Source organism: Bradyrhizobium sp. SBR1B (assembly GCF_014198205.1).
Lineage (GTDB): Bacteria > Pseudomonadota > Alphaproteobacteria > Rhizobiales > Xanthobacteraceae > Bradyrhizobium.
Genome location: NZ_JACIHC010000003.1, coordinates 74,332 through 89,012, shown reverse-complemented (window position 1 = coordinate 89,012; position 14,681 = coordinate 74,332). Strand labels below are relative to the sequence as shown.

General features: G+C 66.5%; 16 protein-coding genes. 5 read left to right on the top strand and 11 right to left on the bottom strand.

Translation table 11 applies throughout. The features are described from left to right. Positions 1-4: 4 nt before the first annotated feature. Together GGD61_RS08710 and GGD61_RS08705 are read left to right on the top strand one after the other, a co-directional pair. Positions 5-514, top strand: a complete 510-nt coding sequence (locus GGD61_RS08710; protein WP_092253160.1) for a DUF2249 domain-containing protein — start codon at positions 5-7, stop codon at positions 512-514. Then, positions 511-834, top strand: a complete 324-nt coding sequence (locus tag GGD61_RS08705) for a metal-sulfur cluster assembly factor (RefSeq protein ID WP_092253157.1) — start codon at positions 511-513, stop codon at positions 832-834. Before GGD61_RS08710 ends, GGD61_RS08705 begins: the two co-directional genes overlap by 4 nt. A 17-nt stretch (positions 835-851) precedes the next feature. Here GGD61_RS08705 and GGD61_RS08700 read toward each other — a convergent pair whose 3' ends face one another. Continuing rightward, positions 852-1,448, bottom strand: coding sequence for a UbiX family flavin prenyltransferase (locus GGD61_RS08700; RefSeq protein ID WP_092253155.1), 597 nt, complete (start codon positions 1,446-1,448; stop codon positions 852-854). Further along, a complete protein-coding gene (locus GGD61_RS08695; protein ID WP_092253153.1) occupies positions 1,445-2,974 on the bottom strand; it encodes a UbiD family decarboxylase in 1,530 nt (509 codons plus the stop codon). Before GGD61_RS08695 ends, GGD61_RS08700 begins: the two co-directional genes overlap by 4 nt. A gap of 100 nt (positions 2,975-3,074) precedes the next feature. On the opposite strand from GGD61_RS08695, the gene GGD61_RS08690 reads away from it, so the two are divergent. Genes GGD61_RS08690 through GGD61_RS08680 form a run of 3 tightly spaced genes read left to right on the top strand, consistent with a single transcriptional unit; the run spans position 3,075 to position 5,554 of the window. Beyond that, positions 3,075-3,617, top strand: coding sequence for an SCP2 domain-containing protein (locus GGD61_RS08690; RefSeq protein WP_092253151.1), 543 nt, complete (start codon positions 3,075-3,077; stop codon positions 3,615-3,617). Next, positions 3,617-4,594, top strand: coding sequence for a peptidase U32 family protein (locus GGD61_RS08685; protein ID WP_177236998.1), 978 nt, complete (start codon positions 3,617-3,619; stop codon positions 4,592-4,594). The genes GGD61_RS08690 and GGD61_RS08685 overlap by 1 nt, the downstream gene beginning before the upstream one ends. Positions 4,595-4,621: 27 nt before the next feature. Then, entirely contained in the window at positions 4,622-5,554 is a 933-nt protein-coding gene (locus tag GGD61_RS08680) for a U32 family peptidase (protein WP_092253147.1), read from the top strand. 23 nt (positions 5,555-5,577) lie between these two features. Here the strand turns inward: GGD61_RS08680 and GGD61_RS08675 are convergent, their stop codons facing one another. The 9 genes from GGD61_RS08675 to GGD61_RS08635 are packed head-to-tail and all read right to left on the bottom strand — an operon-like array spanning position 5,578 to position 14,676. Further along, positions 5,578-6,204: an FMN-dependent NADH-azoreductase gene (locus GGD61_RS08675; RefSeq protein WP_092253146.1), complete on the bottom strand. Its 627-nt coding sequence runs from the start codon at positions 6,202-6,204 to the stop codon at positions 5,578-5,580. A gap of 3 nt (positions 6,205-6,207) precedes the next feature. Further along, entirely contained in the window at positions 6,208-7,782 is a 1,575-nt protein-coding gene (locus tag GGD61_RS08670; RefSeq protein WP_183230534.1) for an isochorismatase family protein, read from the bottom strand. Between the two features lie 21 nt (positions 7,783-7,803). Beyond that, positions 7,804-8,652, bottom strand: a complete 849-nt coding sequence (locus tag GGD61_RS08665) for an N-acyl homoserine lactonase family protein (protein WP_018318076.1) — start codon at positions 8,650-8,652, stop codon at positions 7,804-7,806. Between the two features lie 31 nt (positions 8,653-8,683). After that, entirely contained in the window at positions 8,684-9,568 is an 885-nt protein-coding gene (locus GGD61_RS08660; RefSeq protein WP_092253142.1) for an amidohydrolase, read from the bottom strand. Beyond that, positions 9,565-10,686: a VWA domain-containing protein gene (locus GGD61_RS08655; RefSeq protein WP_092253140.1), complete on the bottom strand. Its 1,122-nt coding sequence runs from the start codon at positions 10,684-10,686 to the stop codon at positions 9,565-9,567. The genes GGD61_RS08660 and GGD61_RS08655 overlap by 4 nt, the downstream gene beginning before the upstream one ends. Further along, positions 10,683-11,564: a MoxR family ATPase gene (locus GGD61_RS08650; protein WP_018318073.1), complete on the bottom strand. Its 882-nt coding sequence runs from the start codon at positions 11,562-11,564 to the stop codon at positions 10,683-10,685. The genes GGD61_RS08655 and GGD61_RS08650 overlap by 4 nt, the downstream gene beginning before the upstream one ends. 10 nt (positions 11,565-11,574) lie before the next feature. Continuing rightward, positions 11,575-12,597, bottom strand: coding sequence for a xanthine dehydrogenase family protein molybdopterin-binding subunit (locus GGD61_RS08645; RefSeq protein WP_183230533.1), 1,023 nt, complete (start codon positions 12,595-12,597; stop codon positions 11,575-11,577). A gap of 1 nt (position 12,598) precedes the next feature. Beyond that, the gene (locus GGD61_RS08640; RefSeq protein WP_092253138.1) at positions 12,599-14,191 is read right to left on the bottom strand and encodes a xanthine dehydrogenase family protein molybdopterin-binding subunit; all 1,593 of its coding nucleotides are present in this window, start codon (positions 14,189-14,191) and stop codon (positions 12,599-12,601) included. Between the two features lie 8 nt (positions 14,192-14,199). Further along, complete coding sequence (locus tag GGD61_RS08635; protein ID WP_028143768.1) at positions 14,200-14,676, bottom strand: (2Fe-2S)-binding protein; 477 nt, start codon at positions 14,674-14,676, stop codon at positions 14,200-14,202. Positions 14,677-14,681 lie beyond the last annotated feature (5 nt).

The following is a 14,681-nucleotide window of genomic DNA, read 5'->3' as shown; positions in this document are numbered from 1 at the left end:
TGCAATGACCGAGTTCATCGACGTCGATGTCCGGCCGATCCTGCGTGCAGGCGGCGAGCCGTTCTCGATTATCATGGCCGCGCTCGCGCGGCTCGCGCCCGGGGAGGGGCTGCGGCTCTATGCCCCCTTCAAGCCGGTGCCCCTGTTCGACGTCATGGCGAGCAAGGGCTTTGCGCATCGGGAGGCCGAGCTCGAAGGCGGCGAATGGGAGATCCGGTTTCTGCCGGGCGACGGCTCGCCCGATGCGGCCGAACCGGCGCGCGCGGCGTTGAGCGATGGCGATTGGCCGGAGCCTGTGGTTCATCTCGACAACCGCGACCTCGATCCGCCGGAGCCGATGGTCCGGATTCTGGCTGCAGTGGAGCGGCTTGCACCCGGGCAGACGCTCGGAGCCTTGCTCAGTCGTGAGCCGGTCTTCCTGTTTCGGGAGCTGACCAAGCGCGGCCATCAGTGGCGCGGCGGCTTCACGCCGCAGAAGGATTCCTATCAACTGACCGTGAGGGTGCGCGCATGAATTTCAACGATGATGATCTCGTGGAGCAGATCAGGCAGGCGCTGAAGGTTGTGATCGACCCCGAGCTCGGCCACAACATCGTCGATCTCGGCTTCATCTATGATGTGTCGGTCGAGGACGGTGCCGCGCACATCACCATGACGGCGACGACACGCGGCTGCCCCGCCGCGTCCTTTCTCAAGGAGGGCGTCGCCAACAGCGCGTGCCTGGTTCCTGGCGTGGAATCGGTCGACGTCACCATGACGTTCGAGCCGCCTTGGCAACCCTGGATGATCGCGCCGGGCGTCAAGGCGTCGCTCGGATTTGCCGAGGTGAACTGATCCGCCGAGGCGGCCGGCTAGACGCCTTCGGCGCCCGGGCCGGACCAGATCCTTGCCGGTATTCGAAGCTTTGCAAGGTCGAGCAGGTTGATCGCCCGGGCGGCGATCTGGTCGATCACCTCATCCAGCGATTGTGGTTTCAGATAGAAGGCCGGCATCGGCGGGGCGATGATCGCGCCGATCTCGGTCGCCTGCAGCATCGCTCTGAGATGGCCGAGATGCAGCGGGCTCTCGCGGACCAGCAACACCAGCCGGCGCCGTTCCTTGAGCTGCACGTCGGCCGCGCGCGTCAGGAGGTTGTCGAGCTGCCCCCAGGCGATGGCCGAGAGCGTACGGATCGAGCACGGCGCCACGATCATGCCCGCGACCGGATACGAGCCGCTGGCGATCGCGGCGCCGATATCGGAATGAAGATGATGGCGGAAGGCGAGGGCGCGCAGCCGCGCGAGCGCATCGCGTCCCACTTCCTCGCTCAGCGTACGCTCTGCCGCGGGCGAAACCACGAGATGGACTGCGTAGTGCGGATTGTCCGCCAGCAGCTCGACGATGCGCATGCCGATCGCAGCACCCGAGGCGCCGCTGATGCCGACGATGATGCCTTGCCGCCCGCTCATGCGAGGACCGGAGCGCGCGCCGGCATGCCCGATAGGCCGAGGCTCGACCACATCGCATCGACACGCGCGACCACGGCGGGATCCATGGCCAGCGGAACGCCCCATTCGCGATCCGTCTCCGGCAGAATCTTCGTGGTGGCGTCGATGCCGAGCTTGCCGCCGAGACCGGATTTCGGCGAGGCGAAGTCGAGATAGTCGATCGGCGTGTCGGTAAGCGTCACGAGATCGCGCGAGGAATCGCTGCGCGTCGAGACGGCCCACATCACCGCGCGCCAGTCGCGGATGTCGATGTCGTCGTCGACCACGATCAGCAGCTTCGTGTAGCTGAACTGCGGCAGCATCGACCACAGGCCAAGCATCAGTCGCCGCGCCTGGCCGGGATAGCGTTTTTTGATCGCCGCGATCGCGACGCGGTAGGAGCAGGCCTCCGGCGGCAGCCAGCAGTCGGTCACCTCGGGGAACTGCTGCCGGATCAGCGGCACGAACAGCTGGTTGAGCGCCTCGCCGATCCGCGACGGCTCGTCCGGCGGCCGGCCCGTGAAGGTCGATAGGTACACAGGCTGACGCCGGCTGGTGATCGCCGTCACGCGCATCACCGGGAATTCCTCGACGGAATTATAGTACCCGGTGTGATCGCCATACGGCCCCTCGGGCGCGGTTTCGGTCGCGGAGACGAAGCCCTCGATGACGATTTCGGCCTCGGCCGGGATCGCGAGCGGGACGGTGAGGCATGGTGCGAGGTCAGGCCGCTCGCCGCGCAGGATGCCGGAGAAGCGCAGCTCGGAGAGCGTCTCGGGCAGCGGCAGCACGGCGGCAAGGATCGTGGCGGGATCGGCGCCGATGACGATCGCGACCGGCATGTCGCGCCCGAGCGCCTTCCATTGCTGGTGATGCCTTGCGCCGCCGCGATGCGCCAGCCAGCGGATGATGGCGCGGTCGCGGCCGAGCACCTGCATGCGGTAGACGCCGACATTCTCCTCCTGGTCCGCCGTCGCGGAGTCCGGAGGCACGGTGATCACGAGTGGCCAGGTGATCAGCGGCGCCGGCTCGCCGGGCCAGCAGATCTGGACCGGCAATCTCGCAAGATCAATGTCGGGCTCCATCGCGACGCAGTCCTGGACCGGCGCCGCCGCGCGCGTGCGCGGGCGCGTCGCCAGCGCGGCGCGCGCGAGCGGGAGCTTATCGAGGACATCCCTGATGCCGTGCGGTGGTCGCGGTGCGCGGAGCTCGGCCATCAACTCGCCGAGCTCTCCAAGACGGTCGGGCGCGATGCCCATGCCCCATGCGATCCGCTCGACCGTTCCAAACAGATTGGTGAGGAGCGGCATCTCCGAGGGGCGGCCGTCGGCCTTGACGGGCTGCTCGAACAATAGTGCCGGTCCGTGTGCCTCGAGCACACGCCGGTGAATTTCCGTGATCTCGTGGACGACGGAGACCTTCTCGCGAATGCGTCGCAACTGTCCCCGGCTTTCGATGAAGCGCAGGAAGTCGGACAAGTCGCGAAAGCGCGGCACATCACGTTGCAACTGGACAAGCTCCCAAAAAATGAGAGCTAGCCGGGTTGTTTTCGGTCTTCATTGTTCCCGGTCAAATACATCGGCGTGCAATCCGTCCAGATGTGTGGCCATGAATGATCCGTCCGCCGCATCGCCCGGCCCGTTGCCGACGATTCCGCCGCTTGTCGCATTGGCCATGCGTCCCCTGCCTCTGCTGCCGTTGCAACTCGCTCTCGGCGGTGTCCTGCAGCGGATCTACCGGCGCAACCCCGCAATATTCGACCGGCTCGGCGATCACGCGCGCGCGCGGTTCGGTATCAAGCCGATTGATCTGCCCTTCGCCTTCGTGGTCGAGGCCAGGCCGCGCCTGTCGGTGGTGCGTGACTTGCCGCGTGGTCTGGATGCGCGGATCTCGGCTTCGCTCGCCAATCTGCTGGCTCTGCTCGAAGGCAGGGTCGATGGCGATGCCCTGATGTTCTCGCGTGAGCTCGTGGTCGAGGGCGATGTGGAGGCGGTGCTGGCGCTGCGCAATGCGATCGACGACGCCCAGCTCGATCTGGCCGAAGAGCTGTCCTCGCTGTTCGGTCCGCTGGGCGCGCCGGCGAGGCGGGCCTTCGAGGCTACCCGTGGCCGCGTGATCGCCTCATCCGGCCATGGCGAGCAATCGAGATGATGGAGCTGATCTGTCCTGCCGGCACCCCGGCGGCGCTGAAGAGTGCCATCGATGCCGGCGCCGATGCGATCTATTGCGGCTTCAACGACGAGACCAACGCGCGCAATTTTCCGGGGCTGAATTTCAGCCGCGACGAGCTGCGCAAGGGGATCGCGCTGGCGCATGGCCGCGGCGCGAAGATCCTGGTGGCCATCAACACCTTCCCGCGCGCCTCCGCGGTCGACATCTGGCATCGCGCGGTGGACGATGCGGCGAGTGCGGGGGCCGATGCGCTGATCCTCGCCGATATCGGATTGATGGACTACGCCGCGCGGCGCCATCCTAACCAGCGCTTGCACGTCTCGGTTCAGGCCGCGGCCGCAAATCCCGATGCTATCGCCTTCTACGCCGAGAATTTCGGGGCGCGGCGCGTAGTGCTGCCCCGCGTCCTGAGTGTGCCGGAGATCGCCGAGATCACCCGGGAATCGGCCTGCGAGACCGAAGTCTTCGTGTTCGGCGGCCTCTGCGTGATGGCCGAGGGGCGCTGTTCGCTGTCGTCCTATGCAACCGGCAAGTCACCGAACATGCAGGGCGTCTGCTCGCCGCCGAGCCATGTGACCTACGAACAGACCGCGGAGGGGACGAAGTCCAGTTTGGGTGGCTTCACCATCAACCGGTTCGGGTCGAGTGAGCCTGCGGGCTATCCGACGCTGTGCAAGGGGCGCTTCTCGACCGCGCAGGGCGCCGGCTATATTTTCGAGGACCCCGTCAGCCTGGATGCCACGACGCTGCTCAAAGGCTTGCGCGATGCCGGCGTGACCGCGCTCAAGATCGAGGGCCGCCAGCGCGGCCGTGCCTATGTCGAGAGCGTGGTGCGACATTTCCGCCATGCGCTCGCCGCGCTCGAGAGCGGCAGTGAGGCAGAGATCGCAAGCCTGAAGCCGTTCACCGAAGGGCAGGCCTCCACGGTCGGCGCCTATCGCAAGACCTGGCGCTAATCTTTTCGAATAGGTGAGGTCCGGAAGATGCAACTCAGCCTCGGTCCCGTTCTGTACAATTGGGCGCCGGAACGCTGGCGCGACTTCTATTTCCGGATCGCCGACGAAGCGCCGCTCGACGTCGTATCCGTCGGCGAGGTCGTCTGCTCGAAGCGCTCGCCGTTCTTCGCAGACTTGATTCCGGGCGTGGTCGAACGGCTGCAGAGCGCGGGCAAGCAGGTGTTGCTGGGTTCGCTGATCCTGGTTTCGCTGCGGCGTGAGCGCCGCCAGACCGAGGAGCTTGCGGCGGCCGAAGGCGTGATGGTCGAGGTCAATGACCTGACCTGTCTCAGGGCGCTCGCAGGCCGGCCGCACGCGATCGGGCCGTTCGTCAACATCTACAACGAGGCGAGCGCGGCCTTTCACGCCGCGCGCGGGGCGAGGCGCATCTGCCTGCCGCCGGAGCTGCCGCTGGCCTCGGTGGCGACCATCGCAAGGGCTGTTCCCGATACCACGATCGAAGTGTTCGCGTTCGGCAGGGTGCCGCTGGCCATCTCGGCCCGTTGCTATCATGCGCGCCTGCACAAGCTCGCCAAGGACAATTGCCGCTTCGTCTGTGAGAAGGACCCGGATGGTCTCCTTCTGAACACGCTGGAGCAGCAGGATTTTCTGACCATCAACGGGGTGCAGACCCTGTCGCACACCTGCGCCAATCTGCTGGGCGAGGCCGGCATCTTGCGTGAGAGCAACGTCGGCTCACTTCGCCTGTCGCCGCAGGATTGCGACATGGTCGTCGTCGCCAGGACCTTTCGCGACGTGCTGAACGGCCGTGACGATGTCGAGGGCGGCAACCGCCGGCTTGCGGCGGCCTATCCTGGTGTGCCGTTCTCGAATGGGTTTCTGTGGGCAGAGCCAGGGCACGTCTATCGTCAGGCCCGATCAGGCGACGCGCAAGGCTCGGCGCAAATCGGGCTTCTCTGAACGGGTTCGGCGTTGGCGGGCGCTCAGAAATTCGCCGCCATTGCGGCCAGACGTCGATGCGCCCTTTCCCGCGCAGCCTTAATCGGCTGCTGCGGTCCCGTGGTTGGCCCGATCGGCACGAAGCGGACATTGTCGATACCGATGAAGCGCAGGATATCTCGCAGGTAAGGCGTTGCCATGTCGATGCGGCCGCGGTTCATGCCGGTGGCAAAGTCACTGCCGCTGGCGAGAATCACCAGCGTCGGCCGGTCCTTGAGCAGTGGCAGATAGCCCTGTGACGGGTCGAACCGGAACGTCAGCCCGGGCTGAACGATGATGTCGAGCCACTGCTTGAGCTTGTAGGGAATGCTGAAGTTCCACATCGGCGTCGAGATCAGCACGCGATCGGCCAACGAAAACCGCAGCGCCATGCGCTCGGCCTCCGCAAAGCTGTCGCGTTGCGTGTCGTTGAAGGCTTGCCCGTTCATCCGTGCATATTTGGCCTCGGCGATGGGGCCCGAGAATTCCGGCATCCGCTCCCGCCAGAGGTCCACGACATCGAGGTCCCAGTCCGGCCGGGCCTGGCGAAAGCCGTCAAGAAAGACGCGCGCGCCGGCACTTGACTCGGAGTCAGGGCGTGGCGAGCAGGAGAGGTGCAAAATCTTTGCCACCGCTCATCCCAACGCCCTGATGACGGCATCTGCCCTCGTGACGATCGCGACGTTCTGCATGGCGAAATTGATCGACGCGTGGTGCCAGTCGGCGTTCATGGTCGAGCAGCAATCTTCGGGGACGATCATGAAGTAGCCCTTGTCCGCCCCGGTGCGGGCGGTGTGCTCGACCGACATGTTGGTCCAGGCGCCGGTGTTGATGATCATGTCGCGCCCGGTCGCCTTGAGGATCGTCTCCAGCCGAGTGCCCTCCCACGCGCTCATCCGCATCTTCTTGACGACGAAATCGCCAGGCCGGGGTTCGAGGCCGGAGACGGGCGCCGCGCCCCAGCTTCCGCGCACCATCGCCTTGCTGTCGACGAGGCCTTCGAACAGCGGTGCGTTCAGCGTGACGCCGGGCGCGCCCGGCTCGACGACGAACCAGACATGAATGATCGCAACGCCCCGTGCCCGCGCGGTCTCCGCGAGACGGCGGACATTCTCGACGACGTGCTGCTGCTTCGCATGCCCGGGAGCGCCCGACTCGGCGAAGGCGCCGCCATCCATGATGACGTCGTTCTGCAAATCCTGGATGATCATGGCACAGCGCTGCGGATCAAGCCGCATGTCGCCGTCCGCGAGGATAGGTGCCGCCGGCGAGGTGCTTGCCGCCGCGCCGCCGTTACTTCGCCGGCCGCTCATATAAGGCTCGTGCCGCGGGCCGACCTTGGTCGGAATGCCGTAGACCGAATGCGTCGAGGTCAAATACAGCGTGCGGAAATCCGGCCCGCCCCAGGCGAGGTTGGCGACCATCTCGGGCACCCGGACCTTGCCGAGCAGCTCGCCGCGCGGCGAATAGACCCAGACCCCGCCGGGCGCGGTGACCCAGACATTGCCGTGCTGGTCGCACTTCATGCCGTCGGGCAGGCCGGCCTCGAGCTCGGAGCGGATGCCGCTTGCGAACACCCGCGCATTCGACAGCGAGCCGTCGGCATTGACGTCGAAGACGCGGACCAGCGCCTGCACGGTGTCGTTGACATAGAGCAGCTTCTCGTCCGGCGAGAAGCACAGCCCGTTCGGCTGGTCGAACAGATTGCGCTCGACCACGAGCTTCGGCTCACCGCCGGGCACGAGGCGATAGACGCCCTGGAAGCCGAGCTGACGCGGCCGCTCGACGCCATAGACCGGCATGCGGCCGTACCAGGGGTCAGAGAAATAGATCGCGCCGGAGGAGTGCACGCAGACGTCGTTCGGGCTGTTCAGCTCCTGGCCCTGGAAGTGCGAAGCCAGCACCTCGCGCCGCCCATCCGGCCGCTCGCGGATCAGCGACGAGGTCGCGTGCTCGCAGACGATCAGATTGAGCTCGGCATCATAGGTCATGCCGTTGCACTTGTTCGAGGGACGCTTGACCTCGACCACGCCGCGCCGCGCATCCCAGCGCCGGCGCACGTCACCCGGCATGTCCGAGAACAGCAGATAGTGATCGACCGGATGCCAGATCGGCCCCTCCGTGAAGTCAAAGCCGGTGCCGACCTGCGCGACCGGCGCATAGGGGTCGATCAGGGTTTCGAATTCGCTTCGCAAGGTGACGTGCGTCATCGGTCGATCCCCAAGATCATCTCAAGCCGGGAACCAGTTGCGTGCGGGCAGGGACTGCACGATCGGTCCGGGGACCTGATCGTGCAGGCGCCCGACGACGTTGCCGCCTTCGATCTTGGCGGGACGGTCGTGCACCGGCAGCAGATAGCGCGAATTGCTCAGCAGCTTCTTGATCGAGGCCTTCTCGGCGCGCTTGCTGGTGCCGTGGTTGCCCGTCGTGCGCGGCTCCCAATCGTGGATCTCGTTGAAGGGCGTCACGATCTGGTCGTTGAAATCGTAGATCACGTCGCCGCAGATGGTCGCAATCCCGTCGGCCGTCTCGACGATGACGTTCATCGAGCCCTCGGTATGCGCATTGGCGGCGTCGCAATAGACGCCGGGCATCAGCTCGATCGGACCGGTGATCTCGAGGTCGAGGAAGCGCAGCGCGCTCTTGGTGTGCAGCCGGTCGATCAGGTGCTTGATGTCGGGCGCCGGATACTGCGGATGCATCAGGCCGGAGACGGAATATTCGAGCTCCTTGCGGTTGAGCACGACGGTCGTGTTCATCGGAAACAGATCGTCCTTGCCGGCATGGTCGATGTGCAGATGGGTGTGGCAGACGAAGCGGACGTCGCCCATGCGCACGCCGTGGCGCGCGAGCTGGTTCTCGATCATGTTCTCGTGGTACTGCAGGCCGCGCATGCCCAGCGTCTCCATGATCTGGTTGGAGCGGTAGCCGGTGTCGACCACGACCGGATATTTCCCCCCGAGGATCAGGAAGCCGAGGGTGAGGACGCGGCGGGTGCGACCGCAGTCGCGGCCGAGAACCAGAAAGCTCGATTCCAGCTCGATATCGCCATAGTCCAGGATCTTGATCTCCAGCGCCATTCGTTGCCCTCCCTCATCTGATTCTTGTCGGTCAAAGCCGGTAGACGCGCGTCGCCGTCGTCCTGAAGATGGCGTCCTGCTGCTCCGCGCTGAACGGCGCCGCGGCCGTGCGAAAGGCGCCGACGAGCTCGCGATAGCTGGTCCACAATTTCTCGATCGGGAAATTGGAGCCGAACAGGCAGCGCTCGGCGCCGAAGATCGCGACGGTATCCGCGAGTACGGCAGCGATGTGTGCGGGATCGTTGCGATGGATGAAAGTGCCAAGCCCGGAGAGCTTTGAGACCACGTTCGGGCAGGCCGCGAGCCGGGCCATGCCGCCGCGCCAGGCGGCGCGGCCTGCCGGCGAGAGATCCTCCAGCATGCCGGCATGCTGAAGGATGAAGGTCACGTCGGGGCAGGCCTCGGCCAGCGCTGCGGCGTCCGGCATCTGCGGGGTGAACACCTGCAAATCGAAGCTCCAGCCATAATCGGCGAGACGCGCGACGTTGCGGCGGATCATCGGATCGGCGCAGAGATCCACCCGGGCCGCAAAGCGGTACAGCGGGTTCTCGTGCCAGTGCAGCTGCATGCGCACGCCGCGCACCAGCTTGTAACGCTTCAGGCGGTCGAGCTGCGGACGCACGTCGTCCACGGCGAAATTGGCATAGGCGACGATCGCGTGCGGCCAGGCGTGTTCGTCCGCAGTCTGCTGCACCCAGGCGGCCTCGTCCTCGAAGCGGTCGTTGGCCCAGTTGGTCTGCACATAGACCGAGCGCGTGACGCCGGTACCCTTGAGGTCGTCGAGATATTCCTGGATCGGGTAGTCGCGCCGGATCGGCTCGTAAGGTCCGAAGATGCGCGGCTGCATGGGGCCGATCAGCCAGGGCAGGTCGGCCTGCCGCCAGATGTGATGATGGCCGTCGACAATATCGGTCACGCCGCTCTCCTTCGTCCCAACGCCAGAATATGCGCGACGATCGACGCGCTCGAACCGCCATCCACGAGGTCATCGACGAAGCGCTCGATGGCGACGAGCGCTTCGGTCTGCGGGCGGAAGCCGGGGCTTGTCGCCAGCGGCGTCAGCCAGCTCAAGCGCCAGGCCCGCCGCGACAATTTCGCGACGGCGTCGCGAAGTGCATCGGTCTCCCCACGCTCGAGTCCATCGGAAACGATCACCACCGCGGCGCCGCGCGCATAGCCGCCGAAGCGGGGCACGGCGAGGAAGGCCTGGAGCGCGTCGCCGATGCGGGTGCCGCCGTCCCAGTCGCTGACCAGGTGCGCGGCGGCGTTCATGGCCTGCTCGCGGCGCTTCAGCCGCAACGGGCGGGTGATGCGGGTCAGCCGCGTGCCGAAGGTGAAGACCTCGACACCAGGCGCGGCCTGCACCAGTGCATGCGCGAGCTTCATGTTCTCCTCGGTGCGGCTCTTCATCGAGCCGGAGACGTCGATCAGCAGCAGCATCTTGCGCGGACGCTGGCGCCGCTTCATGTGACGGAGCCGCAGGATCTCGCCGTCGCTGCGGACAGAGTCGCGTAAAGTGCGGCGGAGATCGGCAAACGATCCGCGACGTGCGCGCATGCGGCGATGGCCGCGCCGTCGCGGCAGGCGGCGCGGTGCCTCGCGCGCCAGGCGGCGTAGGGCGTCGGCGGTTGAGGTCATCCGAAAGTGGCGCTCGACCAGCGCCTCGCTTCGGCTCGCGGCGAGGCCTGACTCGTTGGTCTCGTCGGAGAGCAGGGGCGCCTCGTCGCCGCGGCCCTCCTCCTGGAGGCGGACTGTCTCGTCATCCTCGCCCTCGTCGTCTCGTGCGATGGCCTCGCTGCCGCGGAAGTGGAGATCGAACAGCCGGTCGAAGGTCGCGCGGCGTTCGGGCGGCGGAGCCAGCGTCGCCAGGGCGGCCTGCCTGACGTGCTCGATGTCGCGCGGGCCGAGCAGCTCGATCGCGGCGAGGAACGTCGTGGTCTGCTCCGGCGCCACCGCAAAGCCGTTCGCGCGCAGCAGCGGGACGAACGCGACGAAGATGCGCGCGGCGCGCGGAAGCTGCGGCTTGGGGTTCATGCGGTCGCCTCCGCGAGCATGGCATCGAGCCGCGGCGAGATGAAATGCAGATCCTCTTCGTCCTTCAGCGCCACGCCGATCGAGCGCTTGAACGCGTCCGGCCAGCGCGCGCCGCCCTTGTGCAGGAGCGTCGCGGCCTCGGCCCAATCGACGGCCTCGGCAATGCCGGGCGCCTTGCTCAGGGGCTCGCGCCGCAACTTCTCCACGGCTGCGACGACGGCGCGGGCGGTGGCCTCGGCGACGCTGGAGGCGCGCATCATGATGATCCGCGCCTCGCGCTCGGCGGTCGGATAGTCGATCCAGTGGTAGACGCAGCGCCGGCGCAGAGCCTCATGCAGATCGCGCGTCCGGTTCGAGGTCAGCACGACCACAGGGCGTTCGGCCGCGCGCACCGTGCCGCGCTCGGGAATCGAGATCTGGAAGTCGGAGAGGAATTCGAGCAGGAAGGCCTCGAACTCCTGGTCGGCGCGGTCGATCTCGTCGATCAGCAGCACGGTGGAATCGGGCGCGCGGAGCGCGGCAAGCATTGGCCGCTCGATCAGGAAGGTCTCGCCATAGATGTCGATGCTCTCGTCGCCGGCCTGGCGGATCGCCAGCATCTGGCGCGGATAATTCCACTCATAGAGTGCGGCGGAGGCGTCGATGCCCTCGTAGCATTGCAGGCGGATCAGGCGCCGGCCGAGCACGGCGGCGATCGCCTTGGCGGCTTCCGTCTTGCCGACGCCCGGCGCGCCTTCGAGCAGCAGCGGCTTGCCGAGCGCGAGGCCGAGATAGGCTGATGTCGCAAGGCCTTCGTCGGCAAGGTAATAGGCCGCCCGAAGCGCTCTCTCCAGCGCCTCCGGACTGTCGATGCCGACGATGTTGCTGCGAACCGCCACGACCGATCCTCTAGCGCCGCGCCTGCGGCCGCGCGCCGCCCTGGGCCTTGATTGCGCGCAACACCTTTTCGGGCGTGATCGGCAGGTCGTCGATGCGTACGCCGACGGCGTTGAAGATCGCATTCGCGACGGCCGGCAGCACCGGATTGGCGCACATCTCGCCGGGGCCCTTGGCGCCGAACGGACCGTCGGGAGCGGGCCGTTCCAGCACGGCGATATCGTGCGGGCAGATGTCGCCGGGGCCGGGCATCAGGTATTCGACGAAGTCGCGCGGGCCGTGAACGGGATCGGGATAATAGGGCTCCGGGGTTTCGTAGAGCGCGTGGCTGACGCCCATCCAGGCGCCGCCGACCAGCTGCTGCTCGACCAGACGGGGGTTCAGCGCGCGACCGAGCTCATAGGCGGAATCCATGCGCACCATCGCGACATCGCCGGTCTCGTCGTCGACCTCGACTTCCGCGACGAGACAGGCATGGGCGTAGCATGTGGCCGGCGACATCTCGCCGGTCTCCGGATCGACGTTGGAGAGCGGGACGAGAAAGATGCCGCGGCCCGAAATGGTCTTGCCCTGCTTGAACTGCGCGACAATCGCGACATCCTTGGTCGAGATCGAGCGATGCGGCGCGCCCTTGACGTGGATATTGCCGCGGCCGTCGGTTTCGAGATCGGCGGCATTGACCTCGAGCTCCTCGGCTGCCGCCTCCATCATCACCCCGCGGGCCTCTCGCGCCGCGGCCATCACGGCGTTGCCGACCCGGTGGGTGCCGCGCGAGGCGAACGAGCCCATGCAATGCGGGCCGGTGTCGGAATCCGCCGTGTCGACATAGACGTCCTCGACCGGCACGCCCAGCGTCTCGGCGCAGATCTGCCGCGTCACCGACTTCATGCCCTGGCCGAGGTCGATCGACGACAGCGCCACCGTGAACTTGCCGCTGGGATTGGAGTGAACCAGGGCCTGGCTTGGATCGCCGCCAAGGTTCATGCCGATGGGATAGTTGATCGACGCCATGCCGCGTCCGCGATGCCTGGTCATGTCAGCGTCTCCTGGTGCCGAACACGGATGAGAACCGTGTTGCGCCATGCGATGGCGCGGCCGGGCGCGGTGGGGGAGGCGGCGGTGCCGGCGGGGGCGGATCGCGCGGCGGCTCCCGTGTCGCGGTCACCGGCGCGCGGTCATAGCTCGTGCGCTGCTGTGCAGGCGCAGCCGGACGCACACGCGACTCCGTTGGCGTCGGCGGGATCGCGGCGCGGCCGCCGCCGCCGTCCTTGCGCGAGGAGGCACGCTTGAACTCGTCGCGGATCGGCCATTTGGCCTTTTCGGCAGCGACCTGAACGCATTCGATCAGCGCGGTGTTCTTGGCCTCGCGCCGGTGCGCCTTCATGTCGCCGTCGCGATAGGCGTTGAGGATGCGAAACTCCATCGGGTCCATGCCGACGAGGTTCGCGAGCTTGTCCATCTGGCATTCGATCGCAAAGTCCATCGCGGTGACGCCGAAGCCGCGCATCGCGGTCGCGGGCGTGCGATTGGTGAAGACGCAATAGACGTCGCCATAGACGTTCGGGATGGTGTAGGGGCCCGGCAGATGCGCGGCGCATTTCACGGCGGCGTAGCTCGACAGCCGCGTATAGGCGCCGCTGTCGAAAAACGCGCGGATCTTGCGCGCGACGATGCGGCCGTCGCGCATGACGCCGTCCTTGATGTAAATGCGTTCAGCCCCGCGCGGCGGGCCGTACTGCATCTCCTCCTCGCGCCCGAACACGTAGCGGACGGGCCGTCCCGTCAGCATGGCGCCGAGGATGGCGAGCGGCTCGGTCAAGGTGTCGACCTTGCCGCCGAAGCCGCCGCCGACGGTGCCGCCGATGAAGTGGAACGTGTTGGAGGGCACGTCCAAAATCTTGGCGCAGGTATCGACCGAGAAGAACAACGCCTGGGTCGAGGTGTAGACGACGTAACGGCCGTTGGTGTCGGGCGCCGCAATGGCGCCGTTGGTCTCGGTGGGCGCGTGCTCGATCGGCGACATCTGGTAGCGCTGCTCCAGCACGTGGTCGGCGCTCGCGAGCGCCGCGTCGGCATCGCCGAAGCGCAGGCGCTGGTGGTCGTAGACGTCGTGATAGATGAAGGCGTTCTTCGGATAGGTCTCGTTGACCACGGGCGCGCCAGGCTTCAGAGCGTCCTCGACGTCGAACACAGCCGGGAGTGGCTCGTAATCGACCTTGACCTTTGCGATGGCCTCGAACGCCTCGCGCTCGCTGTCGGCGACGATGGCGAGGATCGGCTCGCCCTTGTAGCGGACCTTGTCGACCGCCAGCGACGGCTCGTCATCCCTGCCGAAATTGATCAGGCTGAGAAGCGTGTTGAGATTGACCGGCACATCGGTGCCGCGAATGATCCGGCGTACACCGGCCGAACGTTCGGCCTCGGTGGTATCGATGCGGCGGATCCTTGCATGGGCCTGCGTCGAGCGTACGACCTTCAGGTGCAGCATGCCTTGCAGCTTGTGATCGTTGAAGTAGCTCGACGTGCCCGTGACATGGCCGAGCATGTCCTGACGCTGGGTGCCCTTGCCGATTTCTTTTAAGTTATCGTCGCGCTCGTCGGCGAAGATGTCCTTGCGCAGTTCCAGCATGATCTACCTCAGGCGCTGACCCGGCCGCTCGCGGCGGCAAGGATGGCATTGATGATCGGCTCATAGCCGGTGCAGCGGCAGATGTTGCCGGAGATGGCCTCAATGACCTCGTCGCGGCTCGGCGAGGGATTGCGGTCGAGCAGCGCCTTGGCGGCCATCAGCATCCCCGGCGTACAATAGCCGCACTGGGCCGCGAAATGGTCGGCGAAGGCGCGCTGCAGCGGGTGCAGGTTCGGGCCCTGCTTCATGCCGTCGAGCGTCTCGATCGAGCGGCCGGCCACCGTCTCTGCCAGCGTCAGACAGGAGAGATGAAGCTCGCCGTCGATCAACACACTGCAAGTGCCGCAGCCGCCCTGGCCGCAGCCGAATTTCGGCGTCATGTCGCCGATCAGCTCACGCAGCGCCACCAGGAGATTGGTGCCGCCGTCGACGAAGATCGCGACATCGCGGCCGTTGTGACGAAACTGCAGGGGGATTTTTGACATGGCGA

Bases quoted from the DNA above. Each gene is read 5' to 3' on its own strand.
- GGD61_RS08710 (WP_092253160.1), top strand. From the start codon at position 5: ATGACCGAGTTCATCGACGTCGATGTCCGGCCGATCCTGCGTGCAGGC.
- GGD61_RS08705 (WP_092253157.1), top strand. From the start codon at position 511: ATGAATTTCAACGATGATGATCTCGTGGAGCAGATCAGGCAGGCGCTG.
- GGD61_RS08700 (WP_092253155.1), bottom strand. From the start codon at position 1,448: ATGAGCGGGCGGCAAGGCATCATCGTCGGCATCAGCGGCGCCTCGGGT.
- GGD61_RS08690 (WP_092253151.1), top strand. From the start codon at position 3,075: ATGAATGATCCGTCCGCCGCATCGCCCGGCCCGTTGCCGACGATTCCG.
- GGD61_RS08685 (WP_177236998.1), top strand. From the start codon at position 3,617: ATGGAGCTGATCTGTCCTGCCGGCACCCCGGCGGCGCTGAAGAGTGCC.
- GGD61_RS08680 (WP_092253147.1), top strand. From the start codon at position 4,622: ATGCAACTCAGCCTCGGTCCCGTTCTGTACAATTGGGCGCCGGAACGC.
- GGD61_RS08670 (WP_183230534.1), bottom strand. From the start codon at position 7,782: ATGACGCACGTCACCTTGCGAAGCGAATTCGAAACCCTGATCGACCCC.
- GGD61_RS08665 (WP_018318076.1), bottom strand. From the start codon at position 8,652: ATGGCGCTGGAGATCAAGATCCTGGACTATGGCGATATCGAGCTGGAA.
- GGD61_RS08655 (WP_092253140.1), bottom strand. From the start codon at position 10,686: ATGAACCCCAAGCCGCAGCTTCCGCGCGCCGCGCGCATCTTCGTCGCG.
- GGD61_RS08645 (WP_183230533.1), bottom strand. From the start codon at position 12,597: ATGACCAGGCATCGCGGACGCGGCATGGCGTCGATCAACTATCCCATC.
- GGD61_RS08640 (WP_092253138.1), bottom strand. From the start codon at position 14,191: ATGCTGGAACTGCGCAAGGACATCTTCGCCGACGAGCGCGACGATAAC.
- GGD61_RS08635 (WP_028143768.1), bottom strand. From the start codon at position 14,676: ATGTCAAAAATCCCCCTGCAGTTTCGTCACAACGGCCGCGATGTCGCG.